The sequence below is a fragment of the Streptomyces sp. NPDC048290 genome, assembly GCF_040652095.1.
Classification (GTDB): Bacteria; Actinomycetota; Actinomycetes; order Streptomycetales; family Streptomycetaceae; genus Streptomyces.
Genome location: NZ_JBEZLM010000011.1, coordinates 85,206 through 102,320 on the forward strand (window position 1 = coordinate 85,206; position 17,115 = coordinate 102,320).

Sequence of the window (17,115 nt, forward strand, 5' to 3'; positions counted from 1 at the left end):
AGGGGCCGTCAGATCGTGGCCGGGGCACATGACGCGGCCTGCTGGTCGGTCACCTGCGCCCGGTCGGGACGGCCCCACCCTGGTGTGGCGCGCCCGCTGACCGATCCCTTGCCTCCGCCCCCGGCCGCACTCACCGCCAGGAAGCGGGAGATGGCGGCCGGTGCAGCCGTCAGACCACGCCCGACCGCGATCAAAAGGTGCCGTGACCCGCCCCGCTCACAACCCGAACAGCTTCGCCCCGTTGTCATGGCAGACCGCGCGCAGCCAGCCGTCCCCGAGGTCCAGTTCCGCCAGGGCGTCCAGCTGGTGGACGTACGGGTACGGGATGTTGGGGAAGTCGGTGCCGAGGAGGATCCGGTCGCCCAGCGCGGCGAGGCGGAGCAGGGCGCGTTCGGGGAACGGCGCGAGCCGCTCGGCGAAGGCGGTGAACGCCATGGTGGTGTCGAGCCGTACCTCGCCGTAGGTCTCGGCGAGGCCGAGGAAGTCCTCGTACTCCGGCATGCCCATGTGGGCGAGGACCAGTCGCAGGCGGGGGTGGCGGGCGAGTACCCGGGCGATGGGGCCGGGTCCGGTGTGGGGGCCGGGCATGGGGCCCGAGCCGCAGTGGATCACCACGGGGACACCGGCCTCGGCGAGCAGCCCCCAGGCGGCGTCGAGCGCCTCGTCCGCCGGGTCGTACGCCCCCACCTGCACATGGGCCTTGAAGACCCGGGCCCCCGCCTCGACCGCCTCCCGGACGTAGCCGGTGACGCCGGGCTCGGGGAACAGGGTGGCGGTGTGCAGACAGTCCGGGGTGCGCCGGGCGAAGTCGGCGGACCAGCCGTTCAGCCAGACGGCCATGCCCGGTTTGTGTGGATAGAGCATCGAGGTGAAGGCGCGGACCCCGAAGTCCCGCAGCACCGCGAGGCGTTCCGTCTCCCGCGCGCGGTAGGTGATGGGCCAGACCGGTTCGCCGCCGGGCGCCGCGAGGGCGTCGAAGTAGTGCCAGACCTTGCGCAGTACGCGCTCCGGCATGAAGTGCGTGTGGACGTCGACCAGGCCCGGCAGCTCCAGCCGCCCCCAGAACGCCCGTACCTCGTCCGTCTGCGCCGCCCACTCATGTGTCGCTGTCATGCGCCCTCTCGTACCGTCGGCCGTGCCGGGGCACCGCTCACCCCTCGGCGGGCGCCGGACGCGCCCTCGCCCAGTCTTCCTCGAACCGCCGGTCGCTCACGCGCCGAGTCCGGTGCGTCACTTGGCCACCGCCGCGCCCAGTTCGTCCCGGACCCGGTCGAGCAGGCCGACGGGGTCCGGCCGGGCCTGGAGGGCGCGCAGCAGAAGCAGCCACAGGTCGTGCAGGCGCTGCTCGATGCGGGCGCGGTCGTCCAGCGCGTCGGAGACGGTGTGCAGTCCGAAGAAGGCGCTCACCACGCTGTGTCCGGCGCCGACCGGGTCGACGCCGGGCGCGAGTTCGCCCTCGGCGGCGGCCTCCTTGAGGAGTTCGGTGACCACCCCGATCCAGTTGAGGAAGGGCGTGGGCAGCGGGGCGGCGATGGCCTTGCGCTCCATCCACAGCCGGGACCCGGCCCGTACGACGATGTCGTCGCGGAAGGCGCGGGCGACGGTGAAACTCAGGGCGACGAGTTTCTCCAACGCGGGACGGCCCGTGGTCCGATGGCGTTCGATCATGCGCGGCCAGGACGCGAAATGCTCCTCGACGACGGCGACCGCCAACTGCTCCTTGTTGGTGTAATGAAAGTAGATGGCGCCACTGGTCCGGCCCGAAACGGCGCTGATGTCACTGATACTCGTTCCGGCGTATCCGCGTTCGTCGAACAATTTCGCCGCGGCCTCCAGCAGAGTCTGCCGTGTCGATTTCCCCTGCATGTGTCACAACCTTTGCGGAGGTTTCACTTTGCTCTTCCGGCAGGCAATCTATCGCCTGCGTCCGGGTGGCGGCCGGGTCGGTGTGCGGGCGGTCTCGAACTGAGGTCTGCTGGGAGAATGAACCATCGAATGCGGGGCATCCCGACCCCTGGAAAGCCGCCGCCACGGCAGCCGCAGCCGGTCGACCGGCGGTGGCGGCAGCCGCTGAGCTGGTCGCGCACGGTTCCCCGGGAAATGGTCCACCGGACCTCGGTCGCGGAAGTTCTGCTCACCGATGTCCGGCGGATGGACGAGACGCGATTCGAGGCGGCGGCGTGCTGGCCCCGTTCGCATCCGACTTTTCCGTTGGACGGTCCGGCCGTTCACCATCCGCTGCTGATCGCGGAAACGCTACGGCAACTCGGGATCTATATTCCGCTGCGCTACTTCGGTGTGGCACCGGACGCCCGGCTGCTCATCACCGATCTCTCTTTCACCGTCGATCCCATGGCCCAGCCACGTACCGAGCGGGGCGCCACCCAGATCGATTGCCGGGTACGCGCCGACGGACTGCGCACCGAACGCGACGGCACGGCCGCGGGGCTGCGGCTCGGAGTGGAATTCCGGGCGGACGGCGTGGTGTTCGCCCGCGCGGGCGGCGGCGCCCGCTTCCTGTCCGCGCGCCGGTACGCGGCGCTGCGCGGACCGCTGGCCCACGCGGGGCAGCCCGCGCCCGCGGCCGGACTGCTGCGGCCCGACCCGGCGCTGCTCGGCGTGGCCCACCCCAGAGATGTCGTCATCGGACTCCTCGAGGCGCCCGAGGACTCCGCCCCGAGTACCGCAGGCCCCGTCAAGTCCGCGCCGTCCGGCCCCGTCCCGTCGTCCGCCCGGCAGGTGGTGACCCACGCGGCCGACCCCTGGCACCCGTTCTTCTTCGACCACGCCACCGACCATGTGCCCGGCATGGTCCTGCTGGAGGCCGCCCGGCAGGCCGCCGCGCTCGCCAGCGGCGGGGAGTTGGTCCGGCTGACCGGCGCGCGGCTGACGGCGCTGCGGTTCACGGAGTTCGCGCCACCCGCGCGGGTCGTCGCGGTGCCCCACCATCGCACCTGTGTCTTCCGCTTCGAACAGGGCGGCGAGCAGCGGGCCGTCGGCGCGCTGCGCTTCGGCTCGCCCGACCGAGTGTAACTACCGGTGATTTCTTGACTGCACAGCGTGGCGATTCCTAGCGTAACGATCGTTATGTTCCTCGGTGGGGGGCGCTCGCCCGCACCCCACCGGTCTCTACGGACTGGCGTCCTGTCCGGCGCCTTGTGCCGCACGGCCGCGCACGCGGGTGAACCGGCGGTGCCGCTCGCCCCCGTGGCGACGGCCCCACCGGGTCGTCGGCCCGCGCTGCCCACGGCCCACATCCGAACGGAAAGCACACAGATGACGCTTCATCGCATCCTTTCCTGGACCCCGGCCGCAGTCGTCTTCGACTGCGACGGCACGCTCATGGACACCGAACGCCACTGGGTCGAGGCACGTGAGCGGGTCCTCGACGAAGTCGGGCTCACCCCTCCGGCGGGCTTCGCCGAACGCGCCAAGGGGCTGCACTACACCGAGTGCGGACGGCTCATGGCCGAGGTGACCAGGCGCCCCGACCTGGGCCGGGACCTCGCCGACGGACTGCTCCGGCACTTCCGCGCCCTGGTCTGCGAACAGCCGCTGACCATGCCGGGAGCCCGCGAGATGGTGCAGGCCGCGGCGACCTTCGCGCCCCTCGCCGTCGCCAGCAACTGCCCCCGCGAGGTGGTCGAGTCATGCCTCGACAACGCGGGTCTGCTGGGCTACTTCCGCGCGGTGGTGGTCCCGGACGGCGAGGTACGGCCCAAGCCGCACCCGGACACCTATCTGACGGCCGCCCAGCTCTGCCGCGCCGCCCCCGGTGACGCGCTCGCCGTCGAGGACACCCAGTGCGGCATCCTCGCGGCGGCCAGGGCCGGTCTGCGGGTCCTCGGTGTCGGCCCGTGGCCCGGCGCGGAGAACACCGCGCTGACCGACCTGTGGGTCGACACCCTCAAGGACCCCCGGCTCGTCGCCTGGGCCGCCGAGCGGGTCCAGTCGCAGATCGGCTGGCCCAAGCCCGTACCGTCCCCGACCGCCGCGCCCGCCGCGGAGGGGATGCGCAGCACCGTGCTCTGAAGCGCGGAGCGCGGTCAGTCGCCTCGTACCGCTCCCGCCGGTACGGCCCTGGCGTGCAGGATCTCGCCGATCGATGCTTCGCGCCAGCGGCCGAGCAGGGCGTGGAAGGCGGGCGCGCTGTGCGGATAGCCGTGGCCGTCGGGGCGGCCACGGCCCTCACGGTTGTAGTAGCCGGGGGTGCACTCGGCGTGGAACCACTCATGGCCGGGTGACTCCCCGGCCAGCGTGGCGATCCAGTCGTCCTCCGCCTCGCGGGACGGTTCGACGAACGCGCCCCCGGCCTCCGCCGCCGCGATCAGCGCCGCGGCGTGCACCGCCTGCTCGTCCAGGACATGGGTGAAGTTGACACTGCTGGCGTTGTGCACATGCCCCATCTGGACGAGGTTGGGGAAGCCGTTGCTGGTGAACCCGTGCAGCGTGCGCGGCCCGTTCCGCCACACCTCCAGCAGCCGCACACCACCACGCCCGCGCACCGGGAGCCGGCCCGACAGCACACCGGAGGCGCCGACCGAGAACCCGGTCGCGAAGATCAGACAGTCGAGCCGATGGAGGGTCCCGGCGACGACGACCCCCTGTTCGGTGACCCGCTCGATGCCCTGGCTCGGCGCGGTGTCCACCAGGGTGACGTTGTCCCGGTTGAACGCCGCGTAGTAGTCGTCCGAGAACGTGGGCCGCTTGCAGGCGTACCGGTACCAAGGCAGCAGCAGCCCGGCGGTCTCCGGATCGGTGACGGCCGCCTCGACCCGGGCCCGCAGCGCGTTCATCCGGGCCGCGTCGGCGGTCTCGTAGGCCCGCTCGAACGTCTCCCGGTCACCGTCGGGGAGATGGTCGCGCCGATAGCTGGGCAGCAGCTTCTCCAGCAGCGCGGCGGCGTCCGTCCAGCCGTCCGCCACCAGATCGACACCCCCGGTGTCCTCACCCGACACCACCCGCAGGAAGTTGTCCCGCCGCTCACGTGCCCAGCCGGTCCGGTGCGCCCCGACGTCCGCCGGTTCCGTGCGGCGGTTGCCGCGCACGTCCACGGCGGACGGGGTGCGCTGGAAGACCAGCAGCCGCCCGGCGTACTCGGCCAGCGGCGGTATCGCCTGCACGGCCGTGGCACCGGTCCCGACGATCCCCACCGTCTTCCCGGCCAGCCCCGTCAGACCGCCGTCCGGACCGCCCCCGGTGTAGGCGTAGTCCCAGCGCGAGGTGTGGAACACCCGGCCCCCGAACTCCTCGACACCGGGGAGCGCGGGCAGCTTGGGGTCCGACAGCGTGCCGGTCGCGGTGACGACGTACGTGGCCCGGAACGCGTCCCCGCGGTCGGTGACCACGGCCCATGTCTGCGTCCCCTCGTCCCACGCCAGGGAGGTCACCCGGGTGGCGAACAACGCGTCCGTGTACAGGCCGAACCGGTCGGCGATCCGCATCGCGTGGCGCCGGATCTCGTCACCCGGGGCGTACTTCCAGCGCGGCACGTACCCGGTCTCGTCCAGCATCGGCAGATAGACGTGCGCCTCCACGTCGCAGTGGACGCCGGGGTAGCGGTTCCAGTACCAGGTGCCGCCGAAGTCGCCGCCCTCGTCCACGATCCTGATCCGCTCCAGTCCGCGCTGCCGCAGCCGCGCCCCCGCGAGGACACCGCCGAACCCGCCGCCGACGACCGCCACGTCCACCGCGTCCCGCAGCGGCTCCCGGCCGGGCACCTCCGGCGTCCAGGGGTCGGTGGCACGGGCCGCGAACGCGTCCTCGGCACGCCGGTATTGCCGGGTCCCGTCGGACCGGACCCTGCGCTCACGCTCCCCCCGATAGCGCTCCCTGAGCGCGGCGATCTCGTCGGCGGAGGGGGTCAGGGGCACTCGGGGGGCTCGGGGGACTCCGGAGGAGGACATGGCGGACCTCGATCGCGTGGGGGCGGGTGAACGGGGGTACGGGGTGGCGCCGGACATGGGGAGGGGGCGGGCGAACCGGTGGCTGTGCGCGGGCCGTTCACCGGAAGGGTACCCGCAACCGGACAGAGTTGTCCGGTTGCTGCGCGCGGTACGGGGAGGGGACGCGGGACGACGACGCCGTCCGGCTGCGACCGGTCAGGCCACCGCGAACGGCCGTACCGGTCCCACCTCGACACCCAGCAGCCGCCACGCGGCCAGCGCCCGGCGCTCCCGCACCTCCCGCGTCGCCCCGGTGACCGCGCCCGACACCATCGCGACCGCGAGCACCAGGTCCTGCGCCCTGCCCAGCCGGTGACCGGGCGGCAGATGCCCTTCCAGTGCCCGCCCGATCCTGCCGCCCAGCCCCTCCACGTACGCGCGGGCCGCGCCCCGCCCGTCCGCCCATTCCACCCGCAGTACGCCGGTGAAGGCCGCGGACCGGGTGATGTGCCAGGTCACCACGCCGAGGATCTGCTCGAACTCCGCGCCCTCGGCCGCGGCGGCGGCCTCGATGTCCCGGACGTTCTCCTCCAGCACCGCGGTCATCAGCGCCTCCCGGTCGGGGAAGTGCCGGTACAGGACGCCCTGACCGACGCCCGCCCGCCGGGCGATCCCGGACAGGGCGACGTCCAGGCCCTGTTCGGCGTAGCTCTCGCGCGCGGCGGCGATCAGGGCGGCACGGTTGCCCGCGGCGGCCCGGGGCCCCTGGTTCGCGCGGCGCGGCGCGTCCGGCCCGGGGGAGTGGGTCATCGCGCCAGGGTAACGGCGCCTCGCGGCGCCGGACGGTCCCTTGGACGGCCACGCGGCCGTCGTCGCCGTGCTCGATGCCTGCATCGACTCCGTCTGCCGCTCGGTGTGCGACGGACCGACCCCGGCCGCCCGGCTCCCCGCCGCGGTGCTGGATCTCGGCCTCATGCGATCATCGGCATCCACCGACCCGGAGGCCGCACCATGTCCGTGAACCCCGCACACCTCGTCGAGCGGCTCTTCGCGCAGGTGGCGGCCGAGCACTTCGACTTCACGATCACCCTCAGCGACCGGGAGGACGAGGGGCGCTGGCTGCAACTGCGCGGCAACACCGTGAATGTCGCCTATCCGCACACCGACCCGCCCGAGACGGTCTTCGCCGCCACCGGGGTGTTCGGCACGGTGTCGTGGGACGTGGTGGGCTGGGAGCCGGGCCGCTACGCCACCGTCGACTGGGGCACCGACGACGGACCCGGCCGCATCGGCGAACAGGACATCCTCATCGGGGTCCTCACCCGGATGCTGGAGACCCACCTCGGGCTGCCCGTGGACTCCGGGCGCTGGGTGGTCGAGGAACAGTGACTCCGGGGCGGGGGAGCGGCGGTCACCCGACGGGCCCGCCGCCGTCCCCGGCCTTGCGGACCACCGTGTCGTCCGGCCTCACACTCCGCCCGTCCGCCGCCCGCACGTCCAGGGCGCGCAACGGCCGCCCCTCCCTGCGGTCGACCAGCTCCGAACGCGCCTCCTCCGGGTCGAAGAAGTGCGCCTCGCCCCACTGCCGCAGCGCCACCACGACCGGGAAGAGCGCCTCGCCCTTCGGGGTCAGCGCGTACTCGCGGTAGGCGCTGCCGTCCGAGGCCGGGACGGACGCGAGCACCCCACCGGCGACGAGGGTGCGCAGCCGCGCGGAGAGGATGTTCTTCGCCACGCCGAGGCTGCGCTGGAACTCCCCGAAGCGCCGGCTTCCGTCGAAGGCGTCCCGCACGATCAGCAGGGACCACCAGTCGCCGATCGCGTCCACCGACCGGGCGACCGGGCACTCACTGTCGTCGAAGCGGGTCCGCGTGACCATGGGCTGTTTCCCTCTTCTGTCGCTCCCCAGGCCGGTCGGTCTGGTTGCAACATGCTACCAGTGCCGTTAGGGTCCCTCCCAGGACCTAGTGGTAGCAAGATGCAACCGATAGCGATAGCGATAGCGATAGCGATAGCGATAGCGATCGCGATACCGATACCGATACGGGGGGACCGTGGAGCGCACACCCATGCCCGAGCGCCGTCAGGACGGGACACACACGACAGAGGCCACACCTGGTACCGGCGCGGAACACCCACCGCACGGCCCGTCCCGTGGTGTCCTCGTCCTGTTCGCCGTCGCCTGCGCGGCGGCCGTGGCCAATGTCTACTTCGCCCAGCCGCTCCTGGTCACCATGGGCCACGACCTCGCCATGAGCCCCGCGCTCGTCGGCGCCGTCGTGACCCTCACCCAGATCGGCTACGGGCTCGGTCTGTTCTTCCTCGTCCCGCTCGGCGACATCACCGACCGGCGGCGGCTGGTGGTGGCCCAACTGCTGCTCCTGGTGGGCGCGTTGACCCTGGTCGCGACCGCGCCGACGGCCGCCGTCCTGCTCGTCGGGATGGCCGCGACGGGACTGTTCGCCGTCGTCACCCAGACCCTCGTGGCCTTCGCCGCGTCGCTCGCCCCGCCCGCCGGACGCGGCCGGGTCGTCGGACTGGTCACCGGCGGGGTCGTCATCGGCATCCTGCTGGCCCGCACGGTGTCCGGCCTGCTGGCCGACCTCGCCGGATGGCGCTCCGTCTACCTCGCCTCGGCGCTGCTCACCGCCGTGCTGGCGCTCGTCCTGCACCGCGTCCTGCCCCGCCGGACCGCCGCCCCGCCCGCATCCCTGCGCTACGGACAGCTCCTGCGCTCCACCGTCACCCTCTTCGCCCGGGAACCCGTGCTCCGGCTCCGCGCCCTGTACGCCCTGCTGATCTTCGCTGCCTTCAGCACCCTGTGGAGCGGCGTCGCCCTGCCGCTGAGCGACCCCCCGTACTCGCTGAGTCATAGCGCGATCGGGGCGTTCGGGCTGATCGGTGTCGTGGGGGCGCTGGCCGCGAGCGTGGCGGGCCGCCTCGACGACCGTGGACACGCCCACCGCACCACCGGAGGTGCCCTGGCCCTGCTCGCCGTCTCCTGGCTGCCGCTGGCCTTCACCGGGAGCTCCCTGTGGGCGCTGGCCGCCGGGGTGATCCTGCTCGACCTCGCCGTCCAGGCCGTCCATGTCACCAACCAGACCGTGATCTACGCCGTACGACCCGACGCGGGCAGCCGGGTCATCGGCGGCTACATGGTCTGCTACTCGGTCGGCAGCGCGATCGGCGCCCTCGGGGCGACCGCGCTCTACGCGGCGGCGGGCTGGGGCGCCGTCTGCGCGCTGGGCGCCGCGTTCAGCCTCCTCGGGCTGGCGCTGTGGGCGTGGACGGGACGGAGGTGAGCGGTGGAGGGGGGGCTCAGCTGTGGCCTCCCGTGCGGCCCAGCGTCTCGACCGGACCGGCGCCCGGCCGGGTCCACTGCGGTACCGGACGGCTGGTCTCGCCCCAGGTGCGGTGGCCGTCCGCGTCCGTGCGCCAGTACCAGCATGGCGGCTCCCCCTCCGGCCAGCCCTCCGGTGTGTCCTGCCATGCCTCGCCGCGCCCGTAGGGGGTCATGTCGAGCATGCTCAGCGCCACGTTCAGCGGCTCGTTGCCGCGCCCGGTCGTGGAGTACGTGAGGAACGTACGGTCGCCGTCCCGCAGGAAGCTGGTCAGGTACCCCATGGGGCCGCCGACCGGCTCCGCCAGGTCCCGTACCGAGTACCAGGGGTCGGTGTACCCCATGAACTCCGTGAACGCGGCCACCTCCGGCCAGCGGCCCGTGGTCAGCACGGCGAAGGAGACGCCCCGGGCGTGCAGATACACCGCGCCGCCCAGATGCCAGACCGCGGTGGTGCAGCCCTCGCACTGGCCCTGGGGCGGCGCCCCGTCGTACCACATGTGTTTGTAGACGAGCAGTTCGTCGCGGCCCTGGAACAGGTAGAGGAAGGGGACCGGGCCGTCGGGTCCGACGACCTCGACCGTGCCGTCGAACTCCACCATCGGCAGCCGCCGCCGGGCCGCGGCGATGGCGTCGCCCTCGCGGGTGTGCGCCTTCTCCCGGACCAGCAGTTCGTCGCGGGCGCGTTGCCAGGTGGCCAGGTCCACGAGGGGCGGGCGGCCGGTCGGCCCGGCCTCCGGGGCGTCCGGTGTCGTCGTCATGGTGTCCTCCCTGAGAGATCTCGCTCGGCGGACTCGCTCACCCGCTCAGCAGAAGAGACTCCCTGCGCCGCCGCAACTCATCGCCCGCCGGGGAGGAGCGGGGGAGGATGGTGGTGGTGCGGTGCCGCCCGGCCGGGGCGGCGCATCCGTACAGCCCGCTCGGGGTGCCACCCGGCCCCGCGGCGGGCAGATTGTCAGGACGGACGGACCGAGGGGCGGGCGGCTGGGAGGTGAGCGGCGGTATGAGCCAGGCGGTGCGGGGCGGCGGGCTCGCGGCGGCCCGCTGGCTGGCGCGGCTCGCCGTGCTGGCGGCGGCCGGAGTCCTCGCGGTGCTGGTGGTGGCGCTGGGCAGCGGGGGACTCCTGGTCGTGGTGTACGGGCTGCTGGGCCTGGTGGTCTGCGCGGTCGGCGGATGGTGGTTCCTGGCCTACCGGGGCGTGGTGCGGATCGCGGGCGCGGCCGTGGCCGTCGCGGCGCCCGTGGCCGTCCTGATCCTCTTCACCGTCGACGGGCTGTGGCTGATGGCGCTGCTGCTGGCCCTGTGCTGGGCGGCGACCCTGGCCTGCGCCAAGGCCGCCCTGCGCCGCTCCCGGCCCTGGCGCCCCCGACGGCCCCGGCGGGTGCCCGCCGTGTCCCGGCCCCGGCATCCGGTGATCATCATGAACCCGAAGTCGGGCGGCGGGAAGGTCGGCCGGTTCGGACTGGTCGAGCGGGCCGAGGCACTCGGCGCCCGGGTCGTCCTGCTCGACCCGTCCGCCCCGGCCGATGTGACCGCGCTGGCCCGCACCGCCGTCGCCCAGGGAGCGGACCTGCTCGGCGTGGCGGGCGGCGACGGCACCCAGGCCCTCGTCGCGGCCGTCGCCGCCGACCACGACCTCCCGTTCCTGGTCGTCTCCGCGGGCACCCGCAACCACTTCGCGCTCGACCTCGGGCTCGACCGCGCCGACCCGGCCCGCTGCCTGGACGCCCTGACCGACGGCGAGGAACTCCGCGTGGACCTCGGGACGGTCGCGGGCCGCGCGTTCGTCAACACCGTCTCGTTCGGGGTGTACGCCGATGTCGTCCAGCGTCCCGAGTACCGCGACGCCAAGGCGGGTACGGCGCTCGGACTGCTGCCGGATCTGCTGATCGGGGAGGGCGTCCGGCGGCTGGACGGCCACGCGGACGGCACCGTCCTGGCCGCCCAGCAGGCGCTGCTGATCAGCAACAACCCCTACGGCCCGGCCGACGCCCTCGGTGCCGGCGGCCACCGCCCACGCCTGGACTCGGGCACCCTGGGGGTCGTCGGCATCCGGGTGGAGAGCGCCGCGCAGGCCGCCGCGCTGGCCGTCCGCGGCGCGCAGTCCTCCGGGCTGAGCGTGCTCACCGCCCGGCGGGTCGAGGTGACCTCGGAACTGCCGGAGATCCCCGTCGCGGTCGACGGCGAGGCCCTGCGGATGCCCACACCGGTCGTCGTCACCCTGCGCCCCAGGGCCCTGCGGGTGCTGCTGCCCCGCGACCGCTCACCCGTCACCGCCCCCGCCCCACGGGTGGACTGGCGACGGCTGCTGCGGCTGGCTTGGGGACGGACGCCTTGACCCGGCTCGGGGGCTGAGCTGTGCACGGTCCCTGTCCAGTGGGCGGATCGGCTGCCGCTGCCGCTGCCGCTGCCGCTGCTGCCGCTGGCTGCTGCGGCGGCGGCTGGCTCTGGGGCTCATGCCCTTGATCCGGTTCCTGGGGGGACCCGTCACCGTTCCCGCTTCGCGGGTCGTCTGGCGGCTGCTTGCGGCTGGGCTTCGGGGGTATGCCCTGACCGGCCCCGGGGCTGACCCGTAGCCGTTCCCGCCTCGGGAGGCGTCTGGTGGGCTGCTGCGGCTGGCCGTCGGGCGTACCCTTGACCGGCCCCGGGGGCTGGCCCGCCAAGGGTTCGCTGCGTTCCGTCGCCGAGCGTATGCCCTGATCCGGCCCCCCGGAGGGGCTGACCCGTCGCCGTCCCCGCCCCGCGAGCCGTCCGGCGTACGTCCGCCCCCGCCCGCCGGCCCCGTCACGTGCCGGACAGGAAGTCCAGTAGCGCCGCGTTGACCTGGTCCGCGTGGGTCCACAGCAGTCCGTGCGGGGCGCCGCCGATCTCCAGGTATCTGGCCCGGGGCAGCATCCGGCGCAGGGACCGTCCCGTGGCGTCGATGGGGAGGAACTGGTCCTGGGTGCCCTGCACGATCAGCACGGGCACACCGGTCGCGGCGAGGTCGGCGACGTCCGCGCGGAAGTCGGTGATCCAGGTCGGGATCACCGCCACACAGGCCCGCGCCGACGCCGTCGACGCCAGGTCGGCGAAGGCGTCGGCCAGCGCCGCGTCCCCGCTTCCGTCCGGGGCGAGCAGGACCGCGCGCAGCTCGGCCAGGTATCCGGCCCGGTCGCCGCGCGCCCGTGCGATCAGCGCGTCGAAGCGGGACAGTTCGACACCGTGCGGTGTGGCCTCGGTACGCAGCAGGAACGGCGGCAGCGGCGCCAGGAACGCCGCGCCGGTCACCCGCGCGGCGCCGTGCGCGCCGAGGTAGCGGGCGATCTCGCCGGTCCCCATGGCATGGCCGACCAGGACGGCACCGGTCACGTCCAGCGCCGTCAGGACCCGCTCCAGGTCGGCCGCGAAGGTGTCGTAGTCGTAGCCGTCCGCCACCGGTGAGGAGCGGCCGAAGCCCCGGCGGTCGTAGGTGATGACCCGGTGGCCGGCGGCCAGCAGCGCGGGCACCTGGCGGTACCAGCCCCGGGCGTCCAGCGGATAGCCGTGGATCAGCACCGCGGGGCGCCCGGTGCCGTGGTCCTCGTAGTAGAGGTCGACCGCGGCACCGTGCTCGTGGCCGATCGTGATGTAGGGCATGGCGATCCCCCGGGAGAGCGCGACTGGGAGGGCGAAGGGTGGGTGAAGGACGGGTGAAGGGTGGGCGAAGGGTGGGATGGTGCGGGACCGGTCGGGGTGCCAGCATGGCGCCGACCGCGCCCGCGTACCTCGGTCATCCGACTGCCATCGCGGTACCCGCCGGGCCGTGTCGTGACCGGGCCACCGGTCCCCCGGCCAGGGTTTCCCGCACCCTGGCCAGGGTCCGGCACGGGCGCGAACCGGGGCACGGGTCGCGCACGCTGGGCGCACAGCGGTCGCGCCCGGCCCGTGCGGCGGTCACCGCGGGGCGGCCATCGGACGGACGCCCCGGCCGGGACCCGCCCTCCGGGGCGCGGCGCGGCGGGGCGCACACGAGGACAGGAAACGATGACCGGCAGCGGCCCGTGGAGCCAGGACACGCAGATCGTCGGACGCATCGAGGACGTCCGGCGGGTGAGCGGACACCTCACCGACACCGCCCGGCGCGGGCTGCACATCGTGGGTGAGGCGGGCGTCGGCAAGACCACCCTGCTCGACGCGGTCGCCGGGGAACTGGACCGGGCGGGGACCCGGGTGCTGCGCGCGGACGGTGTCGAGTTCGAGGCGGACGTGCCGTTCGCGGGGCTGCACCAGATGCTGGTGCCCGTGCTCGACGAGACCGAGCGGCTGCCCGCCGCGCACCGCGACGCCCTGCTGGTCGCGCTCGGCTTCGCCGACGGCGCGGCGCCCGGACAGCTGCTGCTGGTCAACGCCGTACTGGCGCTGCTGCGCCGGGTGGCGGACCAGGCCCCGCTGGTGCTGATCGTGGACGACCTGCCCTGGCTCGACCGGGCCAGCGCCGTGGTCCTCGGCTTCGTGTCCCGGCGGCTCGCGGGCACCGGCGTGTCCTTCCTCGCCGCCTCCCGCACCGGCCAGGAGAGCGTCTTCGACCACGGGGGACTCGACGAACGCGAACTGGACCCGCTGGACGACGACTCGGCGCACCTCCTGCTCGCCGCCCGCCACCCCCGGATGGCCCCCCGGGTCCGCTCCCGGGTGGTCGCCGAGGCCCGCGGCAACCCCCTCGCCCTGCTGGAACTGCCCGCCGAACTCACCGGCCGCCAGCGCGCCGCCGAGGAGGAACTGCCCACCGTGCTGCCGCTGGGCGAACGCCTGCGCGCCCTGTTCGTCGGCCGGGTCACCGCCCTGCCCGAACCGGGCCGCCGGCTGCTGCTGCCCGCCGCCCTCGACGGCACCGGCGACCTCGCCGTGCTGCGCTCGGCCGCCGGTCCGGACGGCGCCGTACTGACCGCCCTGGCCACCGCCGAACGCGAACGGCTGGTCCGGGTCGACACCGTCACCCGGCGCCTCACCTTCCGCCATCCCCTGATCCGCGCCGCGGTCGTCGCCGCGTCCACCCTCGCCGAGCGCCGGACCGCCCATCTCGCGCTCGCCGACGCCCTCGCCGACCGGCCCGAACGCCGGGCCTGGCATCTGGCCGAGGCCGCCATCGAACCGGACGAACAGGTGGCCCGGCTGCTCCAGGACGCCGGACACACGGCGCTGCGCCGCGGCGACGCCTCCGGCGCCGTACGCTCCCTCGTCCGGGCCGCCGAACTCAGCCCCGCGCCCGCCGACCGGGCCCGCCGCCTCGCCGAGGCCGCCTACCTGGGCGCCGAGTCGACCGGTGACGTGGCCCGCGCCTCCGACCTGCTGCGCCGCGCGCAGAGCGCCGACCCGGGCAGCGGCGGCGCCCTCTACGCCGCCGCCGCTGCCGTGTACATCCTCGTCAACTCCGAGGCCGACCTCGCCATCGCGCACCGGCTGCTCGCCGGGGCCGTCGAGGCGGCCGGACCCGACTACGACGCCACCGACCCCGCCCTCGTGGACGCGCTGCACACCCTGCAACTGGTCTGCTGGTGGACCGGGCGCCCCGAGTCCTGGCAGGGCTTCCTCGACGTCGTCGGCGCCCTGCGCCCCGCCCCGCCGCCGGTGCTGGCGCTCGCCACCCGCACCTTCCCCGACCCGGCCCGCACCGCCGACCCGGCCCTGGCCGGGCTGGACGAGGTCCGCGAAGTGCTCCGGCACACCGCCGACCCCACCGTCCTGGTCCGCGGCGCCACCGCCACCATCTATCTCGACCGGGTCGGCGAACTCAAGGACCGCCTCTGGGATCTGGTCCGCTCCGGCCGCGACGGCGACGGGCCGGTCCGCCGCCACCTCGGCGCCCTGATGCATCTGTGCCTGGAGGACTTCCTCACCGGCGAATGGGACGAGGCCCGGCACCTCGCCGACGAGGGCGTGACCCTGTGCGAGGCCGGATACCCGTTCTTCGCCTGGTACTTCCAGTACACCCAGATCCTGCTGCACGGAGCGCGCGGCGAGTCCAAGGCCGGTGCCGCCCTCGCCGACCGCGTGCTGGGCTGGGCCACCCGGCGTGGCGTCGGCGCCGCCGTCTCCTTCGCCCACCAGGCCCGCACCCTGGTGGCCCTCGGTGAGGGCGACCACGAGACCGCCTACCGGCACGCGACCGCCCTCACCCCCGCCGGACACCTCGCCCCCTACACGGCCCACGCCCTGTGGGGCACCTACGACCTGGTCGAGGCGGCCGTGCGCACCGGGCGCCACGCCGAGGCCGCCGCCCACGCCGACGCCCTGCGCGCACTCGGCGTGGCCCGGCTCTCCCCCCGGCAGGAACTGCTCGTGGCGGGCGCGTCCGGGCTCGCCGCCCGCGACGACGACACCGCGGTGACCGCGTTCCGGGAGGCGCTGGCCGTGCCCGACGCCGACCGCTGGGTCTTCGAGGCGGCCCGCGTCCGGCTGGCCCTCGGCGAACGGCTGCGCCGGACCGGCACCAAGGGCGAGGCCCGCGAACCCCTCACCGCCGCCGCCACGGCCTTCGAACGGCTCGGCGCCACGCCCTGGGCGGAGCGCGCCCGCAAGGAACTGCGGGCCACCGGACTCGCCACCGGACCCGAGGCCGCCCGCTCCCTGCTCACCCCGCAGGAGCTGGAGATAGCCCACCTGGCCGCCTCCGGTCTCACCAACAAGCAGATCGGCGAGCGGCTCTTCCTCTCCCACCGCACCGTCGGCGCCCACCTCTACCAGGTCTATCCCAAGCTCGGCATCACCACCCGGGCGGCCCTGCGGGACGCGCTGACCGCGCTGGACGACGGCGTCTGAACGCGGCGGGCGCGCCCGGGAGCCCCTGACCCCGGGCGCGCCCGCGTCCCTCGGATCAGCCCTCCGCCAGGTACTCCGGCGCCTTCACCACCCCTTCCTTCACCTGGTCCAGCACGAAGTCCATGTACAGCGCGGACGCGCCACCGCGGCGGATCAGGACCGGCGTCACCGCGGTCCGCTCGGGCTGGGTGTAGTCGGGCGCCCACTCGGACACCACGGCCTGCCAGTTGATCGGGCGGGCCCCGGCCATGCTCAGCCGCACCTTGGCGTCCTCGTGCGCCTCCCGGGTGACACCGGCGGAGCAGTCCGGCACGAAGAACACCTCGTAGCCGTCCTTCAGCGCGCCCAGCACCGCCTGCGCCAGACACACATCGGTGGACAGTCCCGCCATCACCAGCTTGCGCCGGCCGGTGGCCGCGACCGCGTCCCGCACCTCGGCGTTGGCCCACGCGGCCGTGCTCGTCCGGTCGATCGGCGTGACATCCGGGAACGCGGCGGTGATCTCGTTGAACAGCGGGTCGACCAGCGGTCCGCCGGTCGCGCCGACGGTGGTCAGCACGGTCGGCACCTCCAGCGCCTTCGCCGCCTCGGCGAGCCCGGCCACGCTGTTGATGAGATCGGCGTGCGAGGGCGGGGCGGTCATCAGCGCCACGCCCGGCTGGTGGTCGATCAGCAGGAGCACGGAGTTGCCGGTGCTCAGTTCGGTCGGCTCGCTCGGGTCGTAGGACATGGTGGTCTCCCCTTCGTATGCCACTGCGGCTCGCTCTGACTCGTCATTTCGACAGGGCCACCCGGGCTGCCCGTCCGCACCGGCGGTGCGGGGCGGGCCGTCGTGCGGTGGCCACGGGAATGAGTCTGTTCGGCGGGCCGGGAGACCGCATCGGTCAGGCAACTGGCCCTCGGGGGAGGCTTTTTGCCCAGTCATTTGACTGCGTTCCGGACGCGGCCGGGGCGGTCCCTCGGCCCTCCTCGGGCACCGGTGCCGTGGCGTCCCGGCCGACATAGGATGAACCGATGACCGGCCGAGACGCCGCCGCCCCGTGGCGGGCGGCGGAGACACCCCCCACCTCCCCGGCCTCCGCGCCGACCGGCACCTCCTCGGTCGAAGCG

The 17,115-nt window shown here is 74.1% G+C and carries 14 protein-coding genes; 6 read left to right on the forward strand and 8 right to left on the reverse strand.

All coding sequences use genetic code 11. The features are described 5' to 3' along the window. Positions 1-216 precede the first annotated feature (216 nt). Positions 217-1,113 carry an amidohydrolase family protein gene (locus tag AB0D49_RS20415; protein ID WP_362759060.1) on the reverse strand — a complete coding sequence of 299 codons (897 nt, stop codon included), beginning with the start codon at positions 1,111-1,113 and terminating at the stop codon, positions 217-219. A 117-nt stretch (positions 1,114-1,230) separates the two neighbouring features. Continuing rightward, positions 1,231-1,866, reverse strand: a complete 636-nt coding sequence (locus AB0D49_RS20420) for a ScbR family autoregulator-binding transcription factor (protein WP_362759062.1) — start codon at positions 1,864-1,866, stop codon at positions 1,231-1,233. A 204-nt stretch (positions 1,867-2,070) separates the two neighbouring features. On the opposite strand from AB0D49_RS20420, the gene AB0D49_RS20425 reads away from it, so the two are divergent. Beyond that, positions 2,071-3,033 (forward strand): ScbA/BarX family gamma-butyrolactone biosynthesis protein, encoded by a 963-nt coding sequence (locus AB0D49_RS20425; protein ID WP_362759512.1) that lies wholly within the window; start codon positions 2,071-2,073, stop codon positions 3,031-3,033. A 243-nt stretch (positions 3,034-3,276) separates the two neighbouring features. Then, a complete protein-coding gene (locus tag AB0D49_RS20430; RefSeq protein ID WP_362759064.1) occupies positions 3,277-4,032 on the forward strand; it encodes an HAD family phosphatase in 756 nt (251 codons plus the stop codon). Between the two features lie 14 nt (positions 4,033-4,046). On the opposite strand, the gene AB0D49_RS20435 is transcribed toward AB0D49_RS20430, so the two are convergent. Both AB0D49_RS20435 and AB0D49_RS20440 read right to left on the reverse strand, forming a co-directional pair. Further along, a complete protein-coding gene (locus AB0D49_RS20435) occupies positions 4,047-5,873 on the reverse strand; it encodes an NAD(P)/FAD-dependent oxidoreductase (protein WP_362759066.1) in 1,827 nt (608 codons plus the stop codon). Between the two features lie 228 nt (positions 5,874-6,101). Continuing rightward, positions 6,102-6,695: a helix-turn-helix domain-containing protein gene (locus AB0D49_RS20440; protein ID WP_362759068.1), complete on the reverse strand. Its 594-nt coding sequence runs from the start codon at positions 6,693-6,695 to the stop codon at positions 6,102-6,104. Positions 6,696-6,896: 201 nt separating this feature from the next. On the opposite strand from AB0D49_RS20440, the gene AB0D49_RS20445 reads away from it, so the two are divergent. Continuing rightward, positions 6,897-7,274 carry a hypothetical protein gene (locus AB0D49_RS20445; protein ID WP_362759070.1) on the forward strand — a complete coding sequence of 126 codons (378 nt, stop codon included), beginning with the start codon at positions 6,897-6,899 and terminating at the stop codon, positions 7,272-7,274. A 22-nt stretch (positions 7,275-7,296) separates the two neighbouring features. On the opposite strand, the gene AB0D49_RS20450 is transcribed toward AB0D49_RS20445, so the two are convergent. Next, on the reverse strand, positions 7,297-7,764 hold the full coding sequence (locus AB0D49_RS20450) for a helix-turn-helix domain-containing protein (RefSeq protein WP_362759072.1): 468 nt from the start codon (positions 7,762-7,764) through the stop codon (positions 7,297-7,299). Between the two features lie 190 nt (positions 7,765-7,954). Between AB0D49_RS20450 and AB0D49_RS20455 the strand changes: the two genes are divergently transcribed. Then, positions 7,955-9,187, forward strand: a complete 1,233-nt coding sequence (locus tag AB0D49_RS20455; protein WP_362759074.1) for an MFS transporter — start codon at positions 7,955-7,957, stop codon at positions 9,185-9,187. A gap of 16 nt (positions 9,188-9,203) precedes the next feature. On the opposite strand, the gene AB0D49_RS20460 is transcribed toward AB0D49_RS20455, so the two are convergent. Beyond that, a complete protein-coding gene (locus AB0D49_RS20460) occupies positions 9,204-9,986 on the reverse strand; it encodes a DUF899 family protein (RefSeq protein ID WP_362759076.1) in 783 nt (260 codons plus the stop codon). A gap of 242 nt (positions 9,987-10,228) precedes the next feature. Between AB0D49_RS20460 and AB0D49_RS20465 the strand changes: the two genes are divergently transcribed. Next, entirely contained in the window at positions 10,229-11,563 is a 1,335-nt protein-coding gene (locus tag AB0D49_RS20465; RefSeq protein ID WP_362759078.1) for a diacylglycerol kinase family protein, read from the forward strand. Positions 11,564-12,009: 446 nt separating this feature from the next. Here the strand turns inward: AB0D49_RS20465 and AB0D49_RS20470 are convergent, their stop codons facing one another. Then, positions 12,010-12,843, reverse strand: coding sequence for an alpha/beta hydrolase (locus tag AB0D49_RS20470; RefSeq protein ID WP_362759080.1), 834 nt, complete (start codon positions 12,841-12,843; stop codon positions 12,010-12,012). A gap of 387 nt (positions 12,844-13,230) precedes the next feature. Here AB0D49_RS20470 and AB0D49_RS20475 point away from each other — a divergent pair, with 387 nt between their 5' ends. Then, positions 13,231-16,005: an AAA family ATPase gene (locus AB0D49_RS20475; protein ID WP_362759082.1), complete on the forward strand. Its 2,775-nt coding sequence runs from the start codon at positions 13,231-13,233 to the stop codon at positions 16,003-16,005. A gap of 55 nt (positions 16,006-16,060) precedes the next feature. On the opposite strand, the gene AB0D49_RS20480 is transcribed toward AB0D49_RS20475, so the two are convergent. Then, a complete protein-coding gene (locus AB0D49_RS20480; protein WP_362759084.1) occupies positions 16,061-16,735 on the reverse strand; it encodes an isochorismatase family protein in 675 nt (224 codons plus the stop codon). Between the last annotated feature and the right edge of the window lie 380 nt (positions 16,736-17,115).